Origin of the sequence: Methylobacterium nonmethylotrophicum (assembly GCF_004745635.1) — a bacterium.
GTDB classification, from domain to species: domain Bacteria; phylum Pseudomonadota; class Alphaproteobacteria; order Rhizobiales; family Beijerinckiaceae; genus Methylobacterium; species Methylobacterium nonmethylotrophicum.
The window spans coordinates 1-17,990 of record NZ_SRLB01000049.1 but is presented as its reverse complement, the minus strand read 5'-3'; the positions used below and the strand labels follow the sequence as shown (position 1 = coordinate 17,990).

General features: G+C 66.6%; 24 protein-coding genes. 11 read left to right on the top strand and 13 right to left on the bottom strand.

Going from position 1 to position 17,990, the window contains the following annotated elements; genetic code table 11:
• Nucleotides 1-25 precede the first annotated feature (25 nt).
• From EU555_RS33115 to EU555_RS33100, 4 genes are read left to right on the top strand one after another with little or no spacing between them, the layout of a single operon-like run.
• Nucleotides 26-214 (top strand): hypothetical protein, encoded by a 189-nt coding sequence (locus tag EU555_RS33115; RefSeq protein ID WP_135419587.1) that lies wholly within the window; start codon nucleotides 26-28, stop codon nucleotides 212-214.
• Complete coding sequence (locus tag EU555_RS33110) at nucleotides 211-513, top strand: hypothetical protein (protein WP_135419586.1); 303 nt, start codon at nucleotides 211-213, stop codon at nucleotides 511-513. The genes EU555_RS33115 and EU555_RS33110 overlap by 4 nt, the downstream gene beginning before the upstream one ends.
• 51 nt (nucleotides 514-564) lie before the next feature.
• Complete coding sequence (locus EU555_RS36515) at nucleotides 565-2,214, top strand: hypothetical protein (protein WP_167858743.1); 1,650 nt, start codon at nucleotides 565-567, stop codon at nucleotides 2,212-2,214.
• Nucleotides 2,211-5,669, top strand: coding sequence for a hypothetical protein (locus EU555_RS33100; RefSeq protein ID WP_135419585.1), 3,459 nt, complete (start codon nucleotides 2,211-2,213; stop codon nucleotides 5,667-5,669). The genes EU555_RS36515 and EU555_RS33100 overlap by 4 nt, the downstream gene beginning before the upstream one ends.
• A gap of 409 nt (nucleotides 5,670-6,078) precedes the next feature.
• On the opposite strand, the gene EU555_RS33095 is transcribed toward EU555_RS33100, so the two are convergent.
• Together EU555_RS33095 and EU555_RS36510 are read right to left on the bottom strand one after the other, a co-directional pair.
• The gene (locus EU555_RS33095; protein ID WP_135419584.1) at nucleotides 6,079-6,327 is read right to left on the bottom strand and encodes a hypothetical protein; all 249 of its coding nucleotides are present in this window, start codon (nucleotides 6,325-6,327) and stop codon (nucleotides 6,079-6,081) included.
• A gap of 485 nt (nucleotides 6,328-6,812) precedes the next feature.
• Nucleotides 6,813-7,130, bottom strand: coding sequence for a hypothetical protein (locus tag EU555_RS36510; protein WP_167858742.1), 318 nt, complete (start codon nucleotides 7,128-7,130; stop codon nucleotides 6,813-6,815).
• Nucleotides 7,131-7,307: 177 nt separating this feature from the next.
• Here EU555_RS36510 and EU555_RS33085 point away from each other — a divergent pair, with 177 nt between their 5' ends.
• Nucleotides 7,308-7,559: a hypothetical protein gene (locus EU555_RS33085; RefSeq protein WP_135419583.1), complete on the top strand. Its 252-nt coding sequence runs from the start codon at nucleotides 7,308-7,310 to the stop codon at nucleotides 7,557-7,559.
• Here EU555_RS33085 and EU555_RS33080 read toward each other — a convergent pair.
• Nucleotides 7,556-7,786 carry a hypothetical protein gene (locus EU555_RS33080; protein ID WP_135419582.1) on the bottom strand — a complete coding sequence of 77 codons (231 nt, stop codon included), beginning with the start codon at nucleotides 7,784-7,786 and terminating at the stop codon, nucleotides 7,556-7,558. The genes EU555_RS33085 and EU555_RS33080 overlap by 4 nt on opposite strands.
• A 385-nt stretch (nucleotides 7,787-8,171) precedes the next feature.
• Here EU555_RS33080 and EU555_RS36505 point away from each other — a divergent pair, with 385 nt between their 5' ends.
• Nucleotides 8,172-8,402: a hypothetical protein gene (locus tag EU555_RS36505; protein ID WP_167858741.1), complete on the top strand. Its 231-nt coding sequence runs from the start codon at nucleotides 8,172-8,174 to the stop codon at nucleotides 8,400-8,402.
• Between the two features lie 480 nt (nucleotides 8,403-8,882).
• Here EU555_RS36505 and EU555_RS33070 read toward each other — a convergent pair whose 3' ends face one another.
• The gene (locus tag EU555_RS33070) at nucleotides 8,883-9,161 is read right to left on the bottom strand and encodes a hypothetical protein (RefSeq protein WP_135419580.1); all 279 of its coding nucleotides are present in this window, start codon (nucleotides 9,159-9,161) and stop codon (nucleotides 8,883-8,885) included.
• Nucleotides 9,162-9,163: 2 nt separating this feature from the next.
• Nucleotides 9,164-9,838, bottom strand: coding sequence for a nucleotide-binding protein (locus EU555_RS33065; RefSeq protein WP_135419579.1), 675 nt, complete (start codon nucleotides 9,836-9,838; stop codon nucleotides 9,164-9,166).
• 464 nt (nucleotides 9,839-10,302) lie between these two features.
• Between EU555_RS33065 and EU555_RS33060 the strand changes: the two genes are divergently transcribed.
• Nucleotides 10,303-10,548: a hypothetical protein gene (locus EU555_RS33060; RefSeq protein WP_135419578.1), complete on the top strand. Its 246-nt coding sequence runs from the start codon at nucleotides 10,303-10,305 to the stop codon at nucleotides 10,546-10,548.
• A 403-nt stretch (nucleotides 10,549-10,951) separates the two neighbouring features.
• Here the strand turns inward: EU555_RS33060 and EU555_RS33055 are convergent, their stop codons facing one another.
• The 4 genes from EU555_RS33055 to EU555_RS33040 form a co-directional block, all read right to left on the bottom strand.
• Nucleotides 10,952-11,188 (bottom strand): hypothetical protein, encoded by a 237-nt coding sequence (locus EU555_RS33055; RefSeq protein ID WP_135419577.1) that lies wholly within the window; start codon nucleotides 11,186-11,188, stop codon nucleotides 10,952-10,954.
• Nucleotides 11,189-11,218: 30 nt separating this feature from the next.
• On the bottom strand, nucleotides 11,219-11,401 hold the full coding sequence (locus EU555_RS33050; RefSeq protein WP_135419576.1) for a hypothetical protein: 183 nt from the start codon (nucleotides 11,399-11,401) through the stop codon (nucleotides 11,219-11,221).
• A gap of 119 nt (nucleotides 11,402-11,520) precedes the next feature.
• Nucleotides 11,521-11,898 carry a hypothetical protein gene (locus EU555_RS33045; RefSeq protein WP_135419575.1) on the bottom strand — a complete coding sequence of 126 codons (378 nt, stop codon included), beginning with the start codon at nucleotides 11,896-11,898 and terminating at the stop codon, nucleotides 11,521-11,523.
• A 26-nt stretch (nucleotides 11,899-11,924) separates the two neighbouring features.
• The gene (locus tag EU555_RS33040; protein ID WP_135419574.1) at nucleotides 11,925-12,257 is read right to left on the bottom strand and encodes a hypothetical protein; all 333 of its coding nucleotides are present in this window, start codon (nucleotides 12,255-12,257) and stop codon (nucleotides 11,925-11,927) included.
• Between the two features lie 149 nt (nucleotides 12,258-12,406).
• On the opposite strand from EU555_RS33040, the gene EU555_RS33035 reads away from it, so the two are divergent.
• Nucleotides 12,407-12,607 carry a hypothetical protein gene (locus tag EU555_RS33035; protein WP_135419573.1) on the top strand — a complete coding sequence of 67 codons (201 nt, stop codon included), beginning with the start codon at nucleotides 12,407-12,409 and terminating at the stop codon, nucleotides 12,605-12,607.
• Nucleotides 12,608-12,723: 116 nt separating this feature from the next.
• Nucleotides 12,724-12,927 carry a hypothetical protein gene (locus tag EU555_RS33030; protein ID WP_135419572.1) on the top strand — a complete coding sequence of 68 codons (204 nt, stop codon included), beginning with the start codon at nucleotides 12,724-12,726 and terminating at the stop codon, nucleotides 12,925-12,927.
• Between the two features lie 192 nt (nucleotides 12,928-13,119).
• Here the strand turns inward: EU555_RS33030 and EU555_RS33025 are convergent, their stop codons facing one another.
• From EU555_RS33025 to EU555_RS33015, 3 genes are all read right to left on the bottom strand, one after another.
• Nucleotides 13,120-13,623, bottom strand: a complete 504-nt coding sequence (locus tag EU555_RS33025; protein WP_135419571.1) for a Ros/MucR family transcriptional regulator — start codon at nucleotides 13,621-13,623, stop codon at nucleotides 13,120-13,122.
• Nucleotides 13,624-13,761: 138 nt separating this feature from the next.
• Entirely contained in the window at nucleotides 13,762-14,076 is a 315-nt protein-coding gene (locus tag EU555_RS33020) for a hypothetical protein (protein WP_135419570.1), read from the bottom strand.
• Nucleotides 14,077-14,263: 187 nt separating this feature from the next.
• Complete coding sequence (locus EU555_RS33015) at nucleotides 14,264-14,602, bottom strand: DUF6894 family protein (RefSeq protein WP_135419569.1); 339 nt, start codon at nucleotides 14,600-14,602, stop codon at nucleotides 14,264-14,266.
• Nucleotides 14,603-16,381: 1,779 nt separating this feature from the next.
• On the opposite strand from EU555_RS33015, the gene EU555_RS33005 reads away from it, so the two are divergent.
• Nucleotides 16,382-16,744 carry a hypothetical protein gene (locus EU555_RS33005; RefSeq protein WP_135419568.1) on the top strand — a complete coding sequence of 121 codons (363 nt, stop codon included), beginning with the start codon at nucleotides 16,382-16,384 and terminating at the stop codon, nucleotides 16,742-16,744.
• Nucleotides 16,741-16,986: a hypothetical protein gene (locus EU555_RS33000; protein ID WP_135419567.1), complete on the top strand. Its 246-nt coding sequence runs from the start codon at nucleotides 16,741-16,743 to the stop codon at nucleotides 16,984-16,986. The genes EU555_RS33005 and EU555_RS33000 overlap by 4 nt, the downstream gene beginning before the upstream one ends.
• A gap of 207 nt (nucleotides 16,987-17,193) precedes the next feature.
• Here the strand turns inward: EU555_RS33000 and EU555_RS32995 are convergent, their stop codons facing one another.
• Entirely contained in the window at nucleotides 17,194-17,388 is a 195-nt protein-coding gene (locus EU555_RS32995; protein ID WP_135419566.1) for a hypothetical protein, read from the bottom strand.
• Between the last annotated feature and the right edge of the window lie 602 nt (nucleotides 17,389-17,990).

The window sequence follows — 17,990 nt, the reverse complement described above, 5'->3', positions numbered from 1 at the left end:
TGTCATCAGGCAACGGAGATTTCGGATGCGCCCGCTCGTCTTCGAGAAAAGCCTGACGGTTCGGACCGGCCTCGACCTGCGCGCCGCGATCGAGGAGCGGGCTGCGAAGGAAGGGGCCTCCGCGTCCGCGTGGGTTCGTGACGCTCTCAAGGCCGCGGTGGCCGAGGGCCGTGCCGCTCGTACTCCGGCGGCCCGCGATCGGGTCGCCGCGTGACCGTCGCGTCCGACATCGCCCTCTCGACCGAGACGGTGATCGCTCCCGCTCGCGACGTTCTAGCCGCAGAACGCGAAGCCTACCGGCTTGCCGCCATCGACCTGCTGCGCGGGCTCCAGGCGACCTGTGACCTGTTCATCGCGGCCCTGCCTCCTCCGACCGCTGAGCGAGGCGGGCAGGCGCCGGAAGCACAGACAGCAATGCTGGTTGCGATGGAAGAGTTCAACCGGGCTGATACCGCCGCCCGCACTATTTTGGCGAGCTATGGCGCCCTTCTCGACGTGCAGGGGGTGGCCTGATGACCGTCCTCCACGCCCCGCACTCCATTCTCACCTTCAGGAGCCTCACCGATGGCCTTCGGTCTTAGCGGCCTCGGCGGCCTGCTCGGCGTCGATGATTACGGCCGGACCTCGCCCTTCGGGCAGCAGCCTGGGGCGGGCCAGATGCCAGCCGTGTCGCCCTTCTCGTTCATGGGCGGCGCACCGGCCCTCGGCGATCAGGCGACTAACCCACTGCCTCCTGGGCTAGGTGGCCTGCGGGCGTTCGGCGCCCTTCCGATGTCGCAGCCGGAGCCAGGAGCGCCTGGCGGCTCACCCTTGAGCTTCGGTCCTGGCTCGGCCGCGGCCGACATGCCGTTGCCATCGCAGGCGGCCCCGGGGCCGGCAGCCTCGGCCGCGCGCATTCGCCCCTTCGGCGCCCTGCCGCAGCCTGTAGTGGATGCCTCCTCGCTCCCGCCGGACGGCAAGTACCCCGGGGGCCCGCCGCTGCCGCCGCGTCGGCCCGCCGAATTCGGCGCGAATGATGATGACGCCTTGCAGCCTGTCGCGCCTGCTGCCCAAGCCGGAGCGCCCGGCGCCGAGCCGTCCTTCACGGACCGTCTCATGTCAGGCATCAGGGACAACAGCGACCTACTCCTCGGCGCCGGCATCGGCCTGATGTCGACCCGCGGCATCGGGCAGGGCCTCGCTGCCGGATTGAAGTACGGGAACGATCTCCAGAACTCCCGCGCCGCCCAGGACCTCGCCAAGGCCAAGACGGTGGCCGAGCTGCAGAAGTACGGCCAGCAGCAGGGCAACCAGCTTCTCACCGCCCAGGCGATTGCCAAGACGCTCGGGATCCCGGTCCCGGAGGCAATGCCCTTTGCCGCCAACCAGACGATCGCAACCGAATTCCTGAAACGGCAGCTCCCGCCGGATGAGCAGTACCGGCAGGAGAAGGACGATCAGGGGAACGTGTGGTCGGTGAACAACCGCACGGGTCAGCGCACCCTGTCCCTCCAAGCCAAGGATGGCTCCTTCACGCTCGGGCCCAATCAGGTTCGTTACGGCGAGGACGGCAACGTGGTGGCGCGCGGCGGCCCCGGCGCACCCAACGTCCAGAGCTTTTCCCTGCCGGATGGCTCGAAGGTCGATCGGCAGCTGAACCCGGCAACCGGCCAGTGGGAGCCGCCGAACTTCGGCGTCAACCCGCCCGAGGCGAACGCGGCCACCAACCCCTTCGCGACCGGCAAGTTCAACAACGACCAAGGTAAGGCGGCCGGCTTCACCGATCGCATGATGGGCTCGGAGCAAGTGCTTCGCGGCCTCGAGGGCATCAACAGTGGCTTCGGCGGCGGGGTCGCGGGCGCGGTGAGCGGGTACACGCCGAACTCCCTCAAGTCCTCGGACCGGCAGCGCTTCGAGCAGGCGCAGCGCGACTTCGTGAATTCGCAGCTGCGGCGGGAGTCGGGTGCCGCGATCTCCGAGAAGGAGTTCGACAACGCCCGGCAGCAGTACTTCCCGCAGCCGGGCGACGGTGCAGACGTGATTGCCCAGAAGCGCGTGAACCGTCAGCGGGCGATCGAGGCGATGGGGCGCGAAGGTGGTCCGAGCTACCAGCCCCGCAGCGTGTTCGGCGCGGATGGCGAGATCGTCCCGTATCAGCCCCGTGGTGCGTCGCAGGCGCCTGCATCGCGGTCGGCTCTCGAAGCTGAGGCGCGCCGCCGAGGGCTGATGAAATGAGCGCGGGTCTCTCCCACCTCTCGGACGCCGAGCTGATGCGGATGCTCGGGCAGGCTGCGCCGGAGCCCGTGCGAGCCCCCGCGGCTGGTCCGGCCGGTGATCTGTCGCATCTGTCCGACGCTGACCTCATGCGGATGCTCGGGCAGCAGCCGGCGGAGGTCAGCCAGCCGGCAACCTTCGATCAGCGGTTCGCCGGCACCAAGCCAAGCCCGACCGCCCGGACAGCAGACACCTCGTCCTCAGCTCTGGGGCGGGCGCTCCAGGCTCAGGCGGATGAGATGCTGGTGGGACCACCCTCGGCTGGGAATGCCGCCTCCGCCGCGCTGCGTCAGTTCGGGAACACGGTCGGGCTCAACGCCCCGCGCAATGTGGCGGCCGGCATCGCGACGTTGATGGGGAACGGCGCCACCTTCGGCCAGAATTACGCACTGGCAGCGGATCAGGACGCAGCGCTCGCCCGCCAGAACCCGAAGTCGGCGCTCGCGGGCGACGTGGCAGGCATCGTCGGCGGGGCGATCACGCTGCCGGGGTTGTCGGGTGCCTCGACCCTGGCGGGCCGGGTCGGGCAGGCGGCAGTGACCGGCGCCGGCTACGGGGCTGCGGGCGAGTTCTTAGACACCAAGGATGCGGGCCGGGCCGCGGTGGCGGGCGGTATCGGAGGTCTTGCGGGCGGCGGCCTCGGGTTCGCGATCGAGAAGGCTGGCCCGCCGCTCCTGCGCCTGATCCAAGGCGGCAAGCCGGTGCGAGATGCCTCGGGGCGGTTCACGGGCGAGGCGGTGAATGCGCTGCAGGGCGCCGGCCTGGATCCGGTGAACTTCACGCCTGAGTTCGCGCAGCACATCGAGCGCGTGTTCACGGCCAAGGGAGTGAGTCCTGCGGCCATCCGCGAGGCTCAGGCATCCGAGTTCGGGATCCCGCTCTCGCGTGGGCAGGCGACGCAGGATCCGGCGGCACTGGCGCTCGAGCGGCAGTCGGCAGCCGGCTCGCGCGGTGGCCGTGCCCTCGACGTGGCCGCCGACTTCGCGCAGCGCCAGGGCGCAGCCGTTGATGCGGCTCGCACGGGGCTGCTGGGCCGACTAGCTGGCAACGCCCCGCTGATCGACAACCCGGCGGTCGCGGGCGAGATGGTCGCCGATCGAGCCCGTGGTCTCGCCGGTGATGCCGCTTTCCGGGCAGCCGCGGCACAGAGGGCGGCCGACGCGGCGGTTGAGCGGGTGCGCGGGCCGATGCCGCCTGATCCGCTCGATGCCGCCTCTATGGCGATGCAGAGCGTCCGGGACGCGGCCGGGCGGGGCAAGGCGGCCTATCGGGCTGCCTATGACGACGTGGCGCGCATTGAGGGTGAGTTTGCCCCCGGCGCCCTCGACCGCATGGGCGCCCGGGTGCAGCGTGGGCTTGGAGCCGACGTTCCGATCGATCCGATGCTGACGCCGGCCGCGCACCGTGCCCTCGCGGACCTCGACAACCTGCCAGGCCTGTTCGGTGCCGAGCCCGGGACCGGGCCGAACCTCCAGCAGCTCGACCAAGTGCGCAAGCGGCTGGTGGCCTACCGCTCCGGCACGGGCGCGAACGCCACCGACCGGCGCGCGATGGGCAAGATCCTGGAGGAGTTCGACAACCACACCCAGGCTGCGCTTGAGGCGGGGCTGTTCGGCCCGCGGCAGGCCGCTCCTCGGGCTGGGGGAGTGGCAGACGACTTCCCGGGCCTGCCCGCCACCGACGCTACCGTGATCCCGTTCCCGGGTTCTGCGACGCGCGATCGTGGTCCCGAGAGCCTGATCCAGTACCTCGCCAAGCAGGGCGGGATCCGGCTGACCGGCGACACCAGGGCGGCGGATCTGCACCGGGTGATGACCCAGACGGGACCGCTCGCCCGTATGAACGGTCGGCCCCTCGACGAGCTGCGGGTGCCCTTGATCGAGGAGGGATTTCTTCCTCCGGATGCCGATGGCGGCTACGCCCGCAACATCACGAACGAGCTGATGGATGCGATCCGGCGCGAGCGGGCCGGGGAGCCAGTCTATCGGGCCTCAGATGCGCAGCGGGCGGCCAACCTGGATCGCGGCAGCCGGGCAGCCGATGCCGATGCGGCCTATGCGGAGCGCGTCGGGGAGTACGCGCAGCGGGCGCAGATGGAGCTTGAGGCGTCGGGCCTGCGCGCCCGGGATCTCGATCCGGCTGCCCTGCGGGACGCGGCCGAGAGCATGATGCTCGGCCAAGTCGACGACGCAGCCACCGCGTACGAGCAGGCAGTGATGAGCCGCCCGGCTGGTGGCGCGACTGCTCGTCCTACGGCCCCGGAGGCGGCGCCGTTCCCGGTCGAGGGTGCTGCTGCCCCGGCTACCAGCGCTGCCCTTCCTGGCGGCTCCTCCGAGCCCTTCCAGGCGATGCAGAAGGCGCGGGGGCTGTTCTCGGACTATCAGCGGACGTTCAAGCCGAACGGGCCCGGCGATGACGTAGGCCGGGCGGTGCAGCGGATCGTGGAGCGCGACGCGCAGCCGGGCGAGGTCGCCTCGATGTTGTTCGGCGGCTCGCGAGCGGGCAACACCGGCCTGTCCGTGCGCATGGCGGAGCGGATGCGGAACGTCCTGGGCGAGGACAGCCCGGGGTGGCGGGCGGTGCAGCAGGGCTTGATTTCGAAAGCCATCGAGGGCCGCGGCGGCGACATCGGCGCCCGCCTCGACCATCTGCTCACCGGCGAGGGTCGCACGCTCGCCAACCGGGTGCTGACACCGGAGCAGCGGGCCGGGCTCGATGTTTATCGGCGCGGCCTCGCGCAGGCCGAGGCGGAGCGCACCTCTCTCCCGGGATGGGTGGAGGATCTGGCTCGCTCGGGGTTCGATCCGAACGCCGTCGCGAGTGGCCTGTTCGGCTCGGGGGTGCCGGGATCGAGGATCGGGTCTGCGGAGTATGCCAAGACGCTCAAGCGGGCGTTCGGCCCTGACAGCGCCGAGTGGACCAACCTGCGGCAGGCAGCATGGCTACGCCTAGTCGGGCATGGCGAGGCGACCCGAATGCCGGCGTCGAAGGAGGCGGAGCGCATCCGGGCCTTCATCAACGGCGAGGGCTCGGGGCTGGCCCGCCAGATGTTCACGGGCGAGGAGCTGTCCTTGATGTCTCGATATGCCGACGCCGTGCGGGCGACGCACGTTCCGTCCGGCTCGCGGCTACCAGACGGCGGGCGATCGTCGGTGCTGGCCTCGGCCGTGATGAACCTGATCTCGGGCGCGATCGGCCTCAAGGTCGGCGGGCCGGGTGGCGGCGTAGCGGCCTATGGGGCGCGGGTTGGGCAGCGGATCCTTGAGGGTGGACTGAACGGCGTCCGGGCCTCCCGGTCGTTCGAGGGCGGGGCGCCGCGGGTTCGCCCGCCGCTGCCGGAGGTGCCGGCTGGGATCGTGCCGCGGGCTGCGGTCGGGGCGGGGATCCTGCCCTTTGGCGCCCTTCAGATACCCTGAGGCTCGGACAGCATAGCCCGAAAACAAAAGGCCGCCCTTGCGAGCGGCCGAAGTCTAGGGAGGAAACGCCCGTGATGGGCATGTCCTATGTAGGCTTCGGCCACCTGCAATGGTGTGTGCAAGCGCACCTGCGATACGAACGGCGTGCTTTGCTCATGGTTTGTAGCCGCCCTGGGCGAGCGCCAGTTCGAGGATCTCGTCGACAGCCACCGGTGGAGATGAGCCTACCTCAATCAGGCTTGCCGATCTGGCACGGCACGTCCCGTCCTATGACGCGTGGGTCACCGGCGCGCCCTCATTGCGAGCTGCCGAGACTTCAATCGTCGAGACGATCGCCGTAGCAGCAGGATCGCGACGGGTACGCAAGTAAGGACGAGGGCTGCTGTGTCCGCGACGGAGGTAATGGCGCTCATTGCGCCGCGCCATAGCGCGCGACACGATCAAGAGCTTCCTGGAAGTCCTCGTGCATGCCTTCCAAGGGGACGTACAAGCCACTCTTCCATCGCTCAACCGTGAACCATTCGCCTGTCAGATCGCCCGGATCTTCCGTTCGCCAGCAACGCACGCGGCCGAGCATTTTACCGTCGCTGTAGACCCGCTTTACGCTTGAGTGAGGGTCGGGTCCCGAGATCCAGGCATCGTCATGGGTGATTGACATCACTTTTCCAGCTGAAGCCGGCAGCATGTCCGTGCGGGCACCTGCCCCTCTCCTCTACCCTATATGAAGGCTTCCCGGTGGTAATTCGGTACCAACCCTGGCCGCATGGGTCATTATGGCCGAGATCCAGCGCTCAGAAGTACCAGAATGTCGCGCTTCTATTTCGACCTCCACAGTGGGAGCGGGCGATCTCTCGGCCCTGCTCATCGTGGGCCCGGCGCTGGTTGCGGCGTCTCATGCCCTGAGAGGTAGACCAGGGCGGTTGCGTGGCGATTGCAGCACCGCAAGCATCCCTCGGACAGACAGGGTCCCTGAAGGATGCCGGGATCGAAATGCCCGTGCTCGTCACGTTGATCGGCGACCTGATGCACGAGGTCTCGATCCCTCACGCACGCAAGGCCGAGCCCAAGCCGAGGGGGTGAGGCCAGCGACGAAGTCCGGGCCACCCTCGGGCCGGGTGTGGCACCAGGTGATTGGGCTGTCGGTCATGCCTCGTTCCCGCTGCCGAAGTTCCAGCTTCTAAGCCCGCCCTTCGAGTTGGTACAACTTGGCTGTTTCGCTGATTCGCGGAGCCCGCTTCCATGTTCGAGCCCAACCTCGATCGCTTGGTCGAGGGCGCAATGCCGTTGCCAGCCGCCGCTCCTCCAGCGCTGGCCGCGATAGTCGACGACGGAGCGCAACGCCTCCTGGTACGCTTTGCCAGCTTGAGCGCTCGCGCGCAGCGGCAGGGTGATCCCGAGATAGCACGTCGCCTCGACCGCAGCGGCCTGACAGCCGCTGCGACATGGCTGCGGGCGCAGCACGGGCCCGTTCCGCCGCCCTTACTTCCGGTCCGTCCAGACCTGCTCGAAGCGCTTGAGGACTAACTCAGGGCGTTGTCGACCCTGCCGCATCACCCCCATCTAACGCTTGCATGGCCGGACGTGATATTTAGTGTGCTACTGATTAGCGTGAGAGATTTTTGACCAAGGATTACCTCCGTGCGCATCGCCATGCTTGAGATGATGCGCACAATCTGTAGTGGTATTATCGCCGATGAATCATTAGCAGAAAATATTGCAGAACTATCTCTGAAGTTTCGGCTTCATGGAAACGTTGATGATGCTGGCATGCTATACACGTTATCAGAGTTTCATCGATACAATGCAGCTAAAATGAGAGAAGAACTCGATGGAGTGACCGATCAATATTTGCTGCTGTGTGATGACATCTCGGGCCTACCGGACGCCTAGGGGTGGTAGCCACCCTGCGCAAGTGCCATCTCTAGGATCTCGTCCACCGCGACAGGGACGTGCCGGGCGCTTTGCATCAGCATGGTCCATGCTCTGTCGAGCATTTCATAACGCGGGTCTGGCTCGCCGAGGCGATCGGGTGCGTGCTCGGCCGACACCTCGTAGGCTAGCTCCACGGCGAGCTGCGCGATCAGGTCGAGATGGTCGCCTGTCTGATTCGTGCTCATGCGCTGCCCTTTCTCGTGATCCACTGCGGACTCGCGACCCTGCCCCTCGGCAGAGCTTGCGGCGGTTCCGTAGCCCTGCCGTTCACAGGCCGATCCCCCGACGCAGTCTCTCTATCGCATCCTCAAGAGCCGAGGCTCCACGGTCCTCACCCATAACCACCCCCCTACCCGGGGAGTTTTGCTTTTGGGCGAGTTGAGACGCTGAGACGGTTCTGGGACGCTCAGGCAAGATGGCGGGACGCAGAGGCGCCGCGAGATTGGCCGCTGGCGCCCGTTGGGGCTCAGGACGCGGGATCGGCCGTCTTGCTAACGCAGGGGCTCCACGGGCCGCCTGAGCCCGCGCGTTGGCCTTGCCGAACTCGACCCCGTATTCCTCACCGAAGCGGTGCAGGATCGCCCTGCGCTGAAGGCCGCCTTCAGTGCGCTGATACCGCTTGCCGGGATCGGGTTCGTAGCGGGCGAGGAAGCCGACCTCGACGAGGACCGCGAGGGCGCCCCGCACACGGGCTTCTGTGAGGCCAAGGCCTTCGTGCTCGGCCAGCGCGCGCCGGTCTATCGGGAACGCGCACAGGAGCCGCCTGGGGCTGCTCCAGAAGCGCGCGAGGAAGTGCGCTAGGGCGAGGCAGGCCGGCGCGTTCTTTCGGCCGCTCAGGGCCGTCTCAAGCCTGTCCGCGACGGCGCGCGGTAGGCGGTATCCGGTCGACATGGTGATCCCTTCCGAATCACCCGCCGTCTGGGGCCGTCCTAGCCACAAGGCATGGCTTCGCCGTCGCCAGAAGTCCCCACTTCTGGCTTGACGGGACCCGGCTCATTGGGAGAGGATCGGAGTTGCAGACACCGATGGTTCTCCCAGAGCCGTGCATGTGACCCGCTCTCTCACCAGAGGGCGGGTTTCGTGTTTCTGGCCTACCTCCTCACCCCCCATGGGGTGCGAACTTAACCATTCGAGGCTCTGCCGCCCGGCGTGTCAACCGGAGCTTGCGAGGGCGCGCATAGGCGCCCTCGAGCCGCGACGGCATCGAATGGGCTTCCGGAAGGCATCGTCGAGATGGCTCCGCCGCATCCAATCGACATGCGGCGGATATCCTCTTGATCTCTAGTGCCCATCGCGCTCCAGCTTCTCGGCGATCGCCTGAAGGATCCACGTGTTCCGCGGCAGCCGGACGACGGTGGCACGTCGAGCGCGCTCGACGCGCTCGAACAGGTCGCTGTCGTGCGGGAACTTGAGTGGGTGCTGAGGGGCCTTGGCAGGCTTCCCCGCATCCGAATCAGCCGCGGGCTCGGCGGCCGGCACCGAACCACCCTTGTTGATGAAGGCCTCGACCGGATCCGCGGGCTTGGGCGCCGGCCGCGTCGGCTTGGAGGACAGGGCCACGATCAGACTCCCGCAGGATTGGTGGAAGAGGTCTTGGCGGTATCGAAGAGATATCCGTAGAGGGCCTGGATCTCCTCGGTCGCCTTGGGGTCCTGCGGTCGCAGCTCGACCACGCCGAGGCCGGTCGCGGCGGCTGCGCCGAAGGCCTTGCGGGTGCCGAGGGTCGTCGGGATGAACGTGAAGGCCGGCTTGCTCTTCAGCATCTCGGCCGCCTCGGCGTTCTCGCTCCCGCGCGGATCGGCGCGGTTGATGAAGGCGAAGGCCTTCAGGTCCGGGTTGATGGTCCGGGCCTCCTCGACCAGCTCGGCCACCTTGTCGAGGGTCCAGACGTCGAACGATCGCGGCGCGAACGGCACGAGGTAGATGTCGCAGATCGACAGCGCCGCCCGCTGGCTGATGGTGTCGCGCCCGCCGGTGTCGATCACGACGTGCTCGTGCTTCGGGGCGAGGCGCTGGACGCCGGTCCGCACCGCCGCCCCCGTCAGCGCCACGCACGTGTAGCCGGCGCCGCCGGGCCGGTTGGCCTCCCGGAGGTTGGTGAAGTCGGTCGACGTCTCCTGGTCGTCGGCGTCGACCAATAGGACGTCCCGGCCGGCGCCCGCGAGCATGATGGCGAGATTGGTGGCGACGGTGCTCTTGCCCGACCCGCCCTTCGTCCCGCCCACAACCGTGATCATCGAATCACCCCCGGTATGCGATGCAGATCCGGAGGATATCTTCCGGATGGCTCCCTGCCATGCGGTTAAGATCCGGCAGGGATCGGATGGGAGCCTGCCGGATGGCCACCGGATTGATGGCTGGCGCCGACGGTGTCCTCTCCACGCGCCCGCGCGAGGGCGCGGCGGTTCGCACAAGTGGCTTTATGGAACCGAAATCGGCCCCTCCCGGAAGTCCTCGGAAGTGCTCGCGCGCGGCTCGGTGGCGGCCGCAGTTGAGAGGCAGTCTAACTGCCTCCCACGAGGCCTTGCGGCGGCTTGCCTGATCTGCGCTAGACTGCGTGCGCCTGCTGGTGGCTTCCCTCTCCCGGCGGGCGGCGGGCCGGGCTCGCGATCCCCCGATCCCGGGTCCGGCCCGCTTCCAATCAGGCGCTTGCGTGGGAGGCCGGGTTACCGAGCATGGTACCGGTGTGGGAGTTCGTGCGATGATCGGTGGTGACGCGTACAAGCCGAAGCTCATCCCGGCCGAGGAGATCGATGCTGCCGTCTCGGCCTACCTGACCAATCGTGCTGCGCCGACCACGGTCACGGTCGACGGCAGGCGCATCGACGTGATCGCCGCGGTACTGGCTCAGCCCTACACGATCGAGGTCCTAGCCCGAGCGGACGCGACGCCGATGCAGAAGCGGCAGGCGGTGCGAACGGCGATCCTGCTGGCCGCAATCGGGTGAGGGTCCCGGCCTACCTCGCCCTCACAGCTCTCCTCGCGCTGACATGCGCGGCGCGGCCACTCTAACGCTGTGGCCCGCTGCTGGGTGTTTGCGGTTGTAGCAGCGGCTTTCGCGGATCGACCCAGGCGCAGTTGGCTTCCTCGATCCGGCTACGCTCAATAGGTACGCATCACCGCGTGGCTGGCGTTAACCCATATTATAAACTAATTTCGCGGTCATGAGCGCTACATCGACCGATCCCCAGCCCGACCCGCTGTTTGAACGTGTCCAGGCCGCGATTGACGATGCGCAGCTTCGTCAATCGGAAGCCAAATTTGTCCGGAGCGTCAGCGAGTTCCTGTCCCTTCGAGGTCGCGACTTGAGGGAGGACCTGAGGCGACTACAAGAGGACCGAACTGTACCCTCACGCCAGGACGACGGCACGGCGCGCTCCTGATCCATCCTCTGCCGCGGCGAGGAGCCCGCCGATGCCGTCGAGATCGAGGCGCTCGCCAAGCGCCGGCTCGCCGACGAGTACGACGCGGCGCAGGAGCGGGGCGAGGTCGCTGGTCCCGAGGGCGGCCGTCCGAAAAGCGTTCCGGACGGGAACGCTTTGCCGGCAACCGTCGCAGACCTTGGCCTGACCCGCAAGCAGGTCCACGAAGCCCGTCAGATCCGCGGTGCCTTGTATTCAGTCGTCTGCCATCTGATGGGCGCACTGGGGACACTCGCCATCTGCGGCCATGTCGAAGACGCTCTTTACCGCATCAACAACGTCTTCGCGATCGAGCACTTTACCCTGAGCCTTCCAGGAATTCGTCGCTAACGCGTAGGCATGTCGATCCGCGTCCGGATCCCCTTTGTAGATCATCACGTCCAAATGCCGGGGGCATGCCTCGACGGCTCCAGATTTAAATGCAGCTTCCCGGGGCGACTGCCTCTAAGTTGTCTACGAGATCATTGATCGACATCATCACCTCCGTCCTGCTTCCGTCATGACAAGTCGACCCCTAATTCACGGGCTCGCCTGATGAGCGGCAGCATCTCATGCGTGCGGACCACCATGGTCGCATGATCCCGGAACCGAGGATCCGTGACGTTCTCCATCTGCATCCTGCGGATCGTGGCACGCAGGCCGATCCGCTCGTTGCCCCAGCGACGACGACCGTCTTGGTAGGTACGGCCGAGGTCATATGCTTTGCCGACCCGCTTCAGCTTCGCGAGCGCCCGACGAGTGGCGGCCAACTCGGCGTCGGACAGCAGGATCCGGCCATCCTCGTCAGGCTGCTTCACGAAGGCGACAGCGGCAATTGTGAAGGTGTCCTGCCCGAGTTTCTGCGCCTCTAGGAACTCGAGAATGGCTCGCTCCACACGACCCAAGCCTCTGGACATAAGCGTTACGTTCCGGCGTTCGTTTTCGGAACGTAACGCTTATGAGCCCGCCTGCCTATGAGGCGGGCCTCTGCTTCTCCTCCGACCGCGCCTTTGAAGTCCAGGGTATCGGTCTCCTCCATCGCGTCCAGCACCAGCCTCTCGGTCTGCCGCACCACCTCGCCGGCGGCGATGCGCAGCTCCTCGGGAAGGTCGCGGTCCGGACCGTCGAGGAGGTTGCGCAGCACGATCAGGAGCAGCGAGGCGGAGTTGAGCGTGCAGGAGACGTTTGCGTGGGTTGGCACCACACCGGCACCCCACTCCACGGTACATTCACGGGACGGAAATGCGATGCGCATCCCTCACGCCCGGTGTCCTCACCCGGGCTGCAGGCGCGCACCCGGAGAATGAGCGCGGTCGGGGGCGGTCCGGTGAAGGCCGACGTCGGGGTCTCGATGCCCCGGGCGCGGGGCGGCGACGATGACTGGATCTGAGGGAGCGCGAGCAAATGACCAAGCCGACGAATCGTTGGTTCAGCCCCTTCTCCGCCCGCCTGTCGACCAAGCGCCCGGCTGCTCCTGGACGGGTTCCCGAGCAAATCCGGCCGAAGGTCAAGCGGGCCCCGCACAAGCGCGTCCTGGTCCCCCGGGATCCGAACTGGCGGGTGGGCGACAGCGAGGCGCCCCAGGCGGCTGCGGTGGAGGGATGATCCCCTCCACGCGAGCGAGCGCGACCGGCCGGGCTGATGAACTGGCGGAGTGTTGCTGCGCACGACCGGGCGCTGCCTGGAGTGCTACCTGAGGGGTCAATCAATAGGAGGCGGCGATGACCAGCAACACCGATCCTCATTCGTCTGACGCACTGGACGACCGCGAGCTTGATCAGGTGACCGGCGGCGCAGACAACCAAATTCATATGCTTCAATTGCAGCAGGCGCTCTCACAGCGACAAATGTTGGTCCAGATGACTTCGAATATTATGTCGTCTATGAACAAGACCACGCAAACGATAATCGGAAACATCAGATAGTAGTTAGATCCGCGCTTCCGACGCCCTGATTTCAGCGCAGCACCCTACCTGAGCCAGGCGAGCACCAGATCCGCTGAGGCGAAGAGGATGCCGGCGAGCGCGATCGCTGCGCCCACCAGGACCAGGAGCGCACCCCGAAGAGACAGGGCGCGCCGGGCGCCCTGTCGCCGCCAGAGCCGCACGGGGCCCACGTCACTCCGCCGTGACGGCTTCGGCCTTCGTCGGGCGGCCGCGGCGGGCAGGTATGGTTGCCTTCGCCTCAGCCTCAGCCTTCCTTGCAGCCAAAGCCTCGCGCCGCCGTTGCCCAAAGCCGAGGCTCTTGGCCAGTTCCGAGCGCTGCGCTGAATAACTCGCCGAAGTCATCGGATAGTCAAGGCCGAGCCCGAACTTCTCACGATACTCATCGGGGGTCATTCCATGGGTGGTGAGGTGCCGCTTCAACGTCTTGTACGGCTTGCCATCAAGGAAGCTGATGATGGCATCCGGCACGATCGACTTCCGGATTTGGGCTGCGGTGACCTTGTGGTCCGCGACCGGTTCGGCAGGCCGTATTCCGGCGCTGCTCAGCGTCGCGTGCACGGAAGCAATCAGGCCAGGCAGCTCTGCCATCTGAACGCTGTTATTTGAGACGTAGGCGCCAACGATATCGCTGGTCACCACGATCAGATGAGATATGGTAGAGGTCGATTCATACATTTTAGCTCCAATCACTCAGCAAATCTTGATGCGCCCATTTTGAAATTACGGCAATCGGAACAATCCAACAACATGCAAATAAATTCGCGTTGTCTCCACACACTTCGAGATTTCGGTAGTGGGCGCAGAGAAATTCGTTCAGGAGCGCGGTAAGGCGTCGGCTCCCGCCCACGATGGCGGGGCCACGACGTCTTTCAGGTCAGCGACGAGCTTGCGGGTCGCCTCGACCGTAAGGCCCTCGGTCACCAGGCGCTCGACGAGGGCGGGCCAGAGCCAGCGAGGGGCGGCGTGGATCTTGCGCAGTTGAACGAACATCCCGGTGAGGTCGTGACCAACGTTGGTCACGACATCTGCCACCCGAGCGGCCAGAACCTCGTTGCTGACGCTCGTCCGCGCCCGCCCGACGCTCTCGGCATACGCCTTCACGTCCATGCCTGACCGGAGCGCGTGCATCCCACGCTCGAGCGCAGTGAGCTCGCCCTACGCGTTCGCCCGTACCAGCTCCATGTAGGCCACAGCGTCGAGCTGCCGTGCGAAGGGCTGGTGAGAAGGCGGGCATGACGCGCGCTGCTCATACCTGCCCGCAGCAATTTGAAAGCATCTTGTTGTACTTTCAGGCCATGAGCAAAATATTTTATCATCATAAATCTTTGTTATTTGAGTCTAGATAGATGTATTTATTGCTAATTTGATCTAAAATTGCAGATCTAACGATGCTAAAATCGAGCCGGAAAAGCAAAATACCTGTTTCGTTCATCACGTCCATATGCCAATCATCGCCAACAGAGATTTCAGCGGCATTATTCTGCAAGATTGTGCCCATGTGTAAAATTGCAACGACTTGAGCAGCTTGCCAGTTTGGAAGCTCCTTCCCTTCGTGGTCATGGCAAGCATCACTATCAAAGACGTGAAAGAAATATCTCGGCATTACGGCCCCTATCGAGAGACGGCGGGAGCGCATGCTCTCACTCGCGCGCATGCCGGTTGATCGAAGCTCGCGATCGTACAACTTCTGCCGGACCTCAGTCCGAAAAACTATCATATTTGATAAGTGATTTGATCTTTGTAGCCTATGGGTGGTGGCCACGGTCTGCAAAGGGCCGCGAGAACCTCCTCGTACGGTCAATCTGATCTGGGTGATCTTGACCTAATGGACCGGCACCACGCTGCTCACCGTCTGGATCGGAGGAGTGGGCAGCTGGTGACCCGTTATCTGACGCCCCCGCTCCACCGACGAGGAATGCCGCCCTTGCCCGATCCTGACCAGCCTACGCATGCGGCCGAGTGGGCCGTTGCGATGCAGGGTACTGCCAGAGACTGAGGAATGCGTCGAGCTCTACGCTCTGCTGCTGAGGGACACGCCGGTCGACCGAAGCGCGGTGGTGGGTAGGCCGCGGGCTCTTGAATCCGCGTTGGGCAATGCCGCCGCCCCGCTCGGGCTGCACGCGTGGTGAGATGTGGCCGAGCCTGTCCAGGAGCATTTCCCCGGCCTGCTGGATGGATGAGGCGGCCCATGCTTACGCACGATGACCCCGCCGCCGCGCCGGCCCGTGCGGATTTCGGCGCCCCACGGCCACTCCTGCGACCCTGCCCCTCGGCAGCTTCGCAACGGCCCCTCTGGCCTCTGTCCTCACAGGCCTAGCCCCCGCCCGAGCCGTGCCAGAGCTGCTTCAAGAGGCGAGCTCGATTCTGCCCTCCGCTCCTCACCCATAATCACCCGGCTTCCGCCTATGGCTTGTTTTTGGGCGAGTTGGGATGCCGGGACGATCGTGGGACGCCCAGGCAAGATGGCGGGACGCACAGGAGCCACGACGTTGGCCGCTGGCGCCCGTTGGGGCTCGGGACGCGGGATTGGCCGTCTGGCCGGTGCAGGCGCTCCACGGGCCGCCTGGGCCCGCGCATTCGCTGCCGTGAAGGCGACGGCGTACTCCTCGCCGAACCGGAACAGCAGGGGGCGCCGGTGCAGCCCCTTGGCCGTGCGCTGGTATCGCTTCCCTGGATCGGGCTCGTACCGGGCCAGGAACCCGATCTCCTCGAGAGCAGCGAGGGCGCCGCGCACCCGGGCTTCGGTCAGTCCCAGATCCTCGCGGCCGGCGATGGCGCGGCGGTCGACCGGGAAGGCGTACAGGAGCTTCCTGGGGGCGCTCCAGAACCGCGCGAGCCACGTCGCCAGGGCGAAGGCCGCATCCCGGTTCCTGAACCCCGCCAGCGCGGCCGTGAGCTGATCGCGGATCCCGCCCGGCAGCCGGTACGGGCCGGCGCTATCGGGGCACCAGGGCGACGTACTGCGTCGCGCTACCCCATTTGGGTGAGCGGCCTTCGCGACCGCCCCAGATCCCTGGCGCAGTTCGTCAACTCCCCTCGGGACGGGCATTTCGCCCCCACCCCGCACACGGGCACACGTCATCGTTCGGCCCTCTCGGGCCGCGGCAGATCGATCGGAGGCGCCGGCAAGCGCTCCGTTCACTAGGCAAGCCACCACCGTTGCCTGAACCGAGGTTCAAGCTTGACTCCCGAAGGAGGCTCTGGCGATATCGGGGGCGTAATGGACCCGATATGCCCGCTTCGGCGGCGCCACGGCCCCCTCCCGGCAAGGAGTGGGGCCGTTTGGCGTTCTAGGGTCTCACTGCTGCGGCGGTGGTCTCCTCAGCGACTCGCGGGATGCGAGGCGCCCAAGCTGCCATTCGGCATGAACCGCAACGGTTCGTCAAACTCTGGCAGGGTTTGCGGCGACACGGCGCGCGGGATACGTCGCCCTATGAACCCCCTCCCGCCCGCCGTCCTCGAATGGTCCCGCGGACTCGCCAGCCTGTCGCCCGGCGTGCTGCCCTGTCCCGGCCTCCGCCTCGATGAATGGGCCGAGACGCACTGGCGCTGCGGCGAGTTCGTGGAGCGGTGGGGCATGCAGGCCCATGCGGCGGGGTGGGACACGCTGCGCCTCTTCGGCGTGGGCCCGAAGCTCGGCACCCTCCGCGGCGACTTCTGCGGGATCCTGATCCCGCTCACCCTCGACGTGCACGAGGTGACGGCCGAGTTCATCAAGCTCGGCAAAGGCACGGCTTACCGGCGCGAGCCGGTGAAGATGCCGGGCATGGTGCCGGTGTGGGAGTTCAAGCGATGACCGGCGGCGATGCCTATAAGCAGAAGCTTCTCACCGACGATGCCCTCGATGCGGCGATCGCGGCCTACCTCGCCGACCCATCGAAGCCGGCCGTGCTAGAGGTCGGGAAGGGGCGCCTCGACGTCGCCGCGGCTGTCCTGGCGAACGCCTACAGCACGGAGGTGCTGGCGCGGGAGGATGGCTCGCCTGGGCAGCGGCGCACCGCAGTAAGGACTGCAATCCTGCTGGCGCCGGTCGGATGAGCGTCCTGACCTACCTCATCCTCACCTCCGGCCTCGTACTCGCCTGCAGCCTCATCGCGGTCATGAGGCTGCGACGGGCGGCTCGACGGATACGAGCCCAGCAACTCGCTGTGAGGGCGCGTCGGTGACCAACTGGCCAAAACTCGACGCGAAGGGCCCGCCGCGGCGAACCGGGCAGGCCCAAGCTAATGCGATGTGCTAGGATGCTCAGAACCTGAAGAGGCTTGGAAGAGTGAAGACGGGCTGCACCTTCAGGGCTGACAGACTAGAAAGTTTGAACATCTCCTTGGGCGGCAGCGGCTGCGGGTTCAAACCGCCGTTCACGGCGTCGAGATCGGCGTCGGACAGGGCAGCCTGCGTGGTCAGGGTCGACTGGGTCGGCTTGATCTGGGTCTTGATCATCGTCATCTCCTGTCATACGATGTGATCTGTTGATCTGCACTTTGCCAGGGGAAGCGAGGTGCCTCCGTGCTGTGTCGCACGCCGAGCGCTCGCCTGTTCTCGGCCCGCAATGCGCTCAGCGCACGGAGCCGCCAGGTCCTCCGGCTCCGCCCGTCCCGCCTACCCCAGCTCCGCCCGCGCCCCCGGCGCCGGCTCCCGGACCGCCGCTCCCGGCGCGCCCGCCTTTGCCGCCGACGCCACCAGCGATGCTCGGCCCATCAGGCGCCCGGTCTCCCGACCCGGTCGCCGCACGACGCAGCGTGCCGGGATCGAGGGTCGACACGTAGCTGCTGCAAGCGTCGGGATCGGCCGCCCGGGGCGTCGCGTCGCGCCTGCGCAGCAGTGCCGCGCAGGCGCGAGCGAGAGCAGGACCTGTAGCCACCTCGTCTTCGTCATCGGTCTGGTCCGGCCGCGCCGCGGCGGCGAACAGGCCGGCGCAGTCGGCTGGATGGAAGGCCGGAGCCTCCTGGCGCGCGCCGTCGAGCAGGACCCTGGGTAGCAGCGGAGCAGAGAGTCAGTTTCAGCCGTCGTCGTGAAGGGCGGGATCGCGCAGCGGCCGGAGT

Excerpts from the sequence above, each read along its gene's own strand:
- EU555_RS33065 (WP_135419579.1), bottom strand. The coding sequence starts at position 9,838 with ATGATCACGGTTGTGGGCGGGACGAAGGGCGGGTCGGGCAAGAGCACC.
- EU555_RS33040 (WP_135419574.1), bottom strand. The coding sequence starts at position 12,257 with ATGCGCATCGCATTTCCGTCCCGTGAATGTACCGTGGAGTGGGGTGCC.
- EU555_RS32995 (WP_135419566.1), bottom strand. The coding sequence starts at position 17,388 with ATGATCAAGACCCAGATCAAGCCGACCCAGTCGACCCTGACCACGCAG.
- EU555_RS33095 (WP_135419584.1), bottom strand. The coding sequence starts at position 6,327 with ATGTCAATCACCCATGACGATGCCTGGATCTCGGGACCCGACCCTCAC.
- EU555_RS33020 (WP_135419570.1), bottom strand. The coding sequence starts at position 14,076 with ATGCACGCGCTCCGGTCAGGCATGGACGTGAAGGCGTATGCCGAGAGC.
- EU555_RS33100 (WP_135419585.1), top strand. The coding sequence starts at position 2,211 with ATGAGCGCGGGTCTCTCCCACCTCTCGGACGCCGAGCTGATGCGGATG.
- EU555_RS33035 (WP_135419573.1), top strand. The coding sequence starts at position 12,407 with ATGACCAAGCCGACGAATCGTTGGTTCAGCCCCTTCTCCGCCCGCCTG.
- EU555_RS33060 (WP_135419578.1), top strand. The coding sequence starts at position 10,303 with ATGATCGGTGGTGACGCGTACAAGCCGAAGCTCATCCCGGCCGAGGAG.
- EU555_RS33000 (WP_135419567.1), top strand. The coding sequence starts at position 16,741 with ATGACCGGCGGCGATGCCTATAAGCAGAAGCTTCTCACCGACGATGCC.
- EU555_RS33015 (WP_135419569.1), bottom strand. The coding sequence starts at position 14,602 with ATGCGCGCGAGTGAGAGCATGCGCTCCCGCCGTCTCTCGATAGGGGCC.
- EU555_RS33080 (WP_135419582.1), bottom strand. The coding sequence starts at position 7,786 with ATGAGCACGAATCAGACAGGCGACCATCTCGACCTGATCGCGCAGCTC.
- EU555_RS33025 (WP_135419571.1), bottom strand. The coding sequence starts at position 13,623 with ATGTATGAATCGACCTCTACCATATCTCATCTGATCGTGGTGACCAGC.
- EU555_RS33030 (WP_135419572.1), top strand. The coding sequence starts at position 12,724 with ATGACCAGCAACACCGATCCTCATTCGTCTGACGCACTGGACGACCGC.
- EU555_RS36515 (WP_167858743.1), top strand. The coding sequence starts at position 565 with ATGGCCTTCGGTCTTAGCGGCCTCGGCGGCCTGCTCGGCGTCGATGAT.
- EU555_RS33115 (WP_135419587.1), top strand. The coding sequence starts at position 26 with ATGCGCCCGCTCGTCTTCGAGAAAAGCCTGACGGTTCGGACCGGCCTC.
- EU555_RS33005 (WP_135419568.1), top strand. The coding sequence starts at position 16,382 with ATGAACCCCCTCCCGCCCGCCGTCCTCGAATGGTCCCGCGGACTCGCC.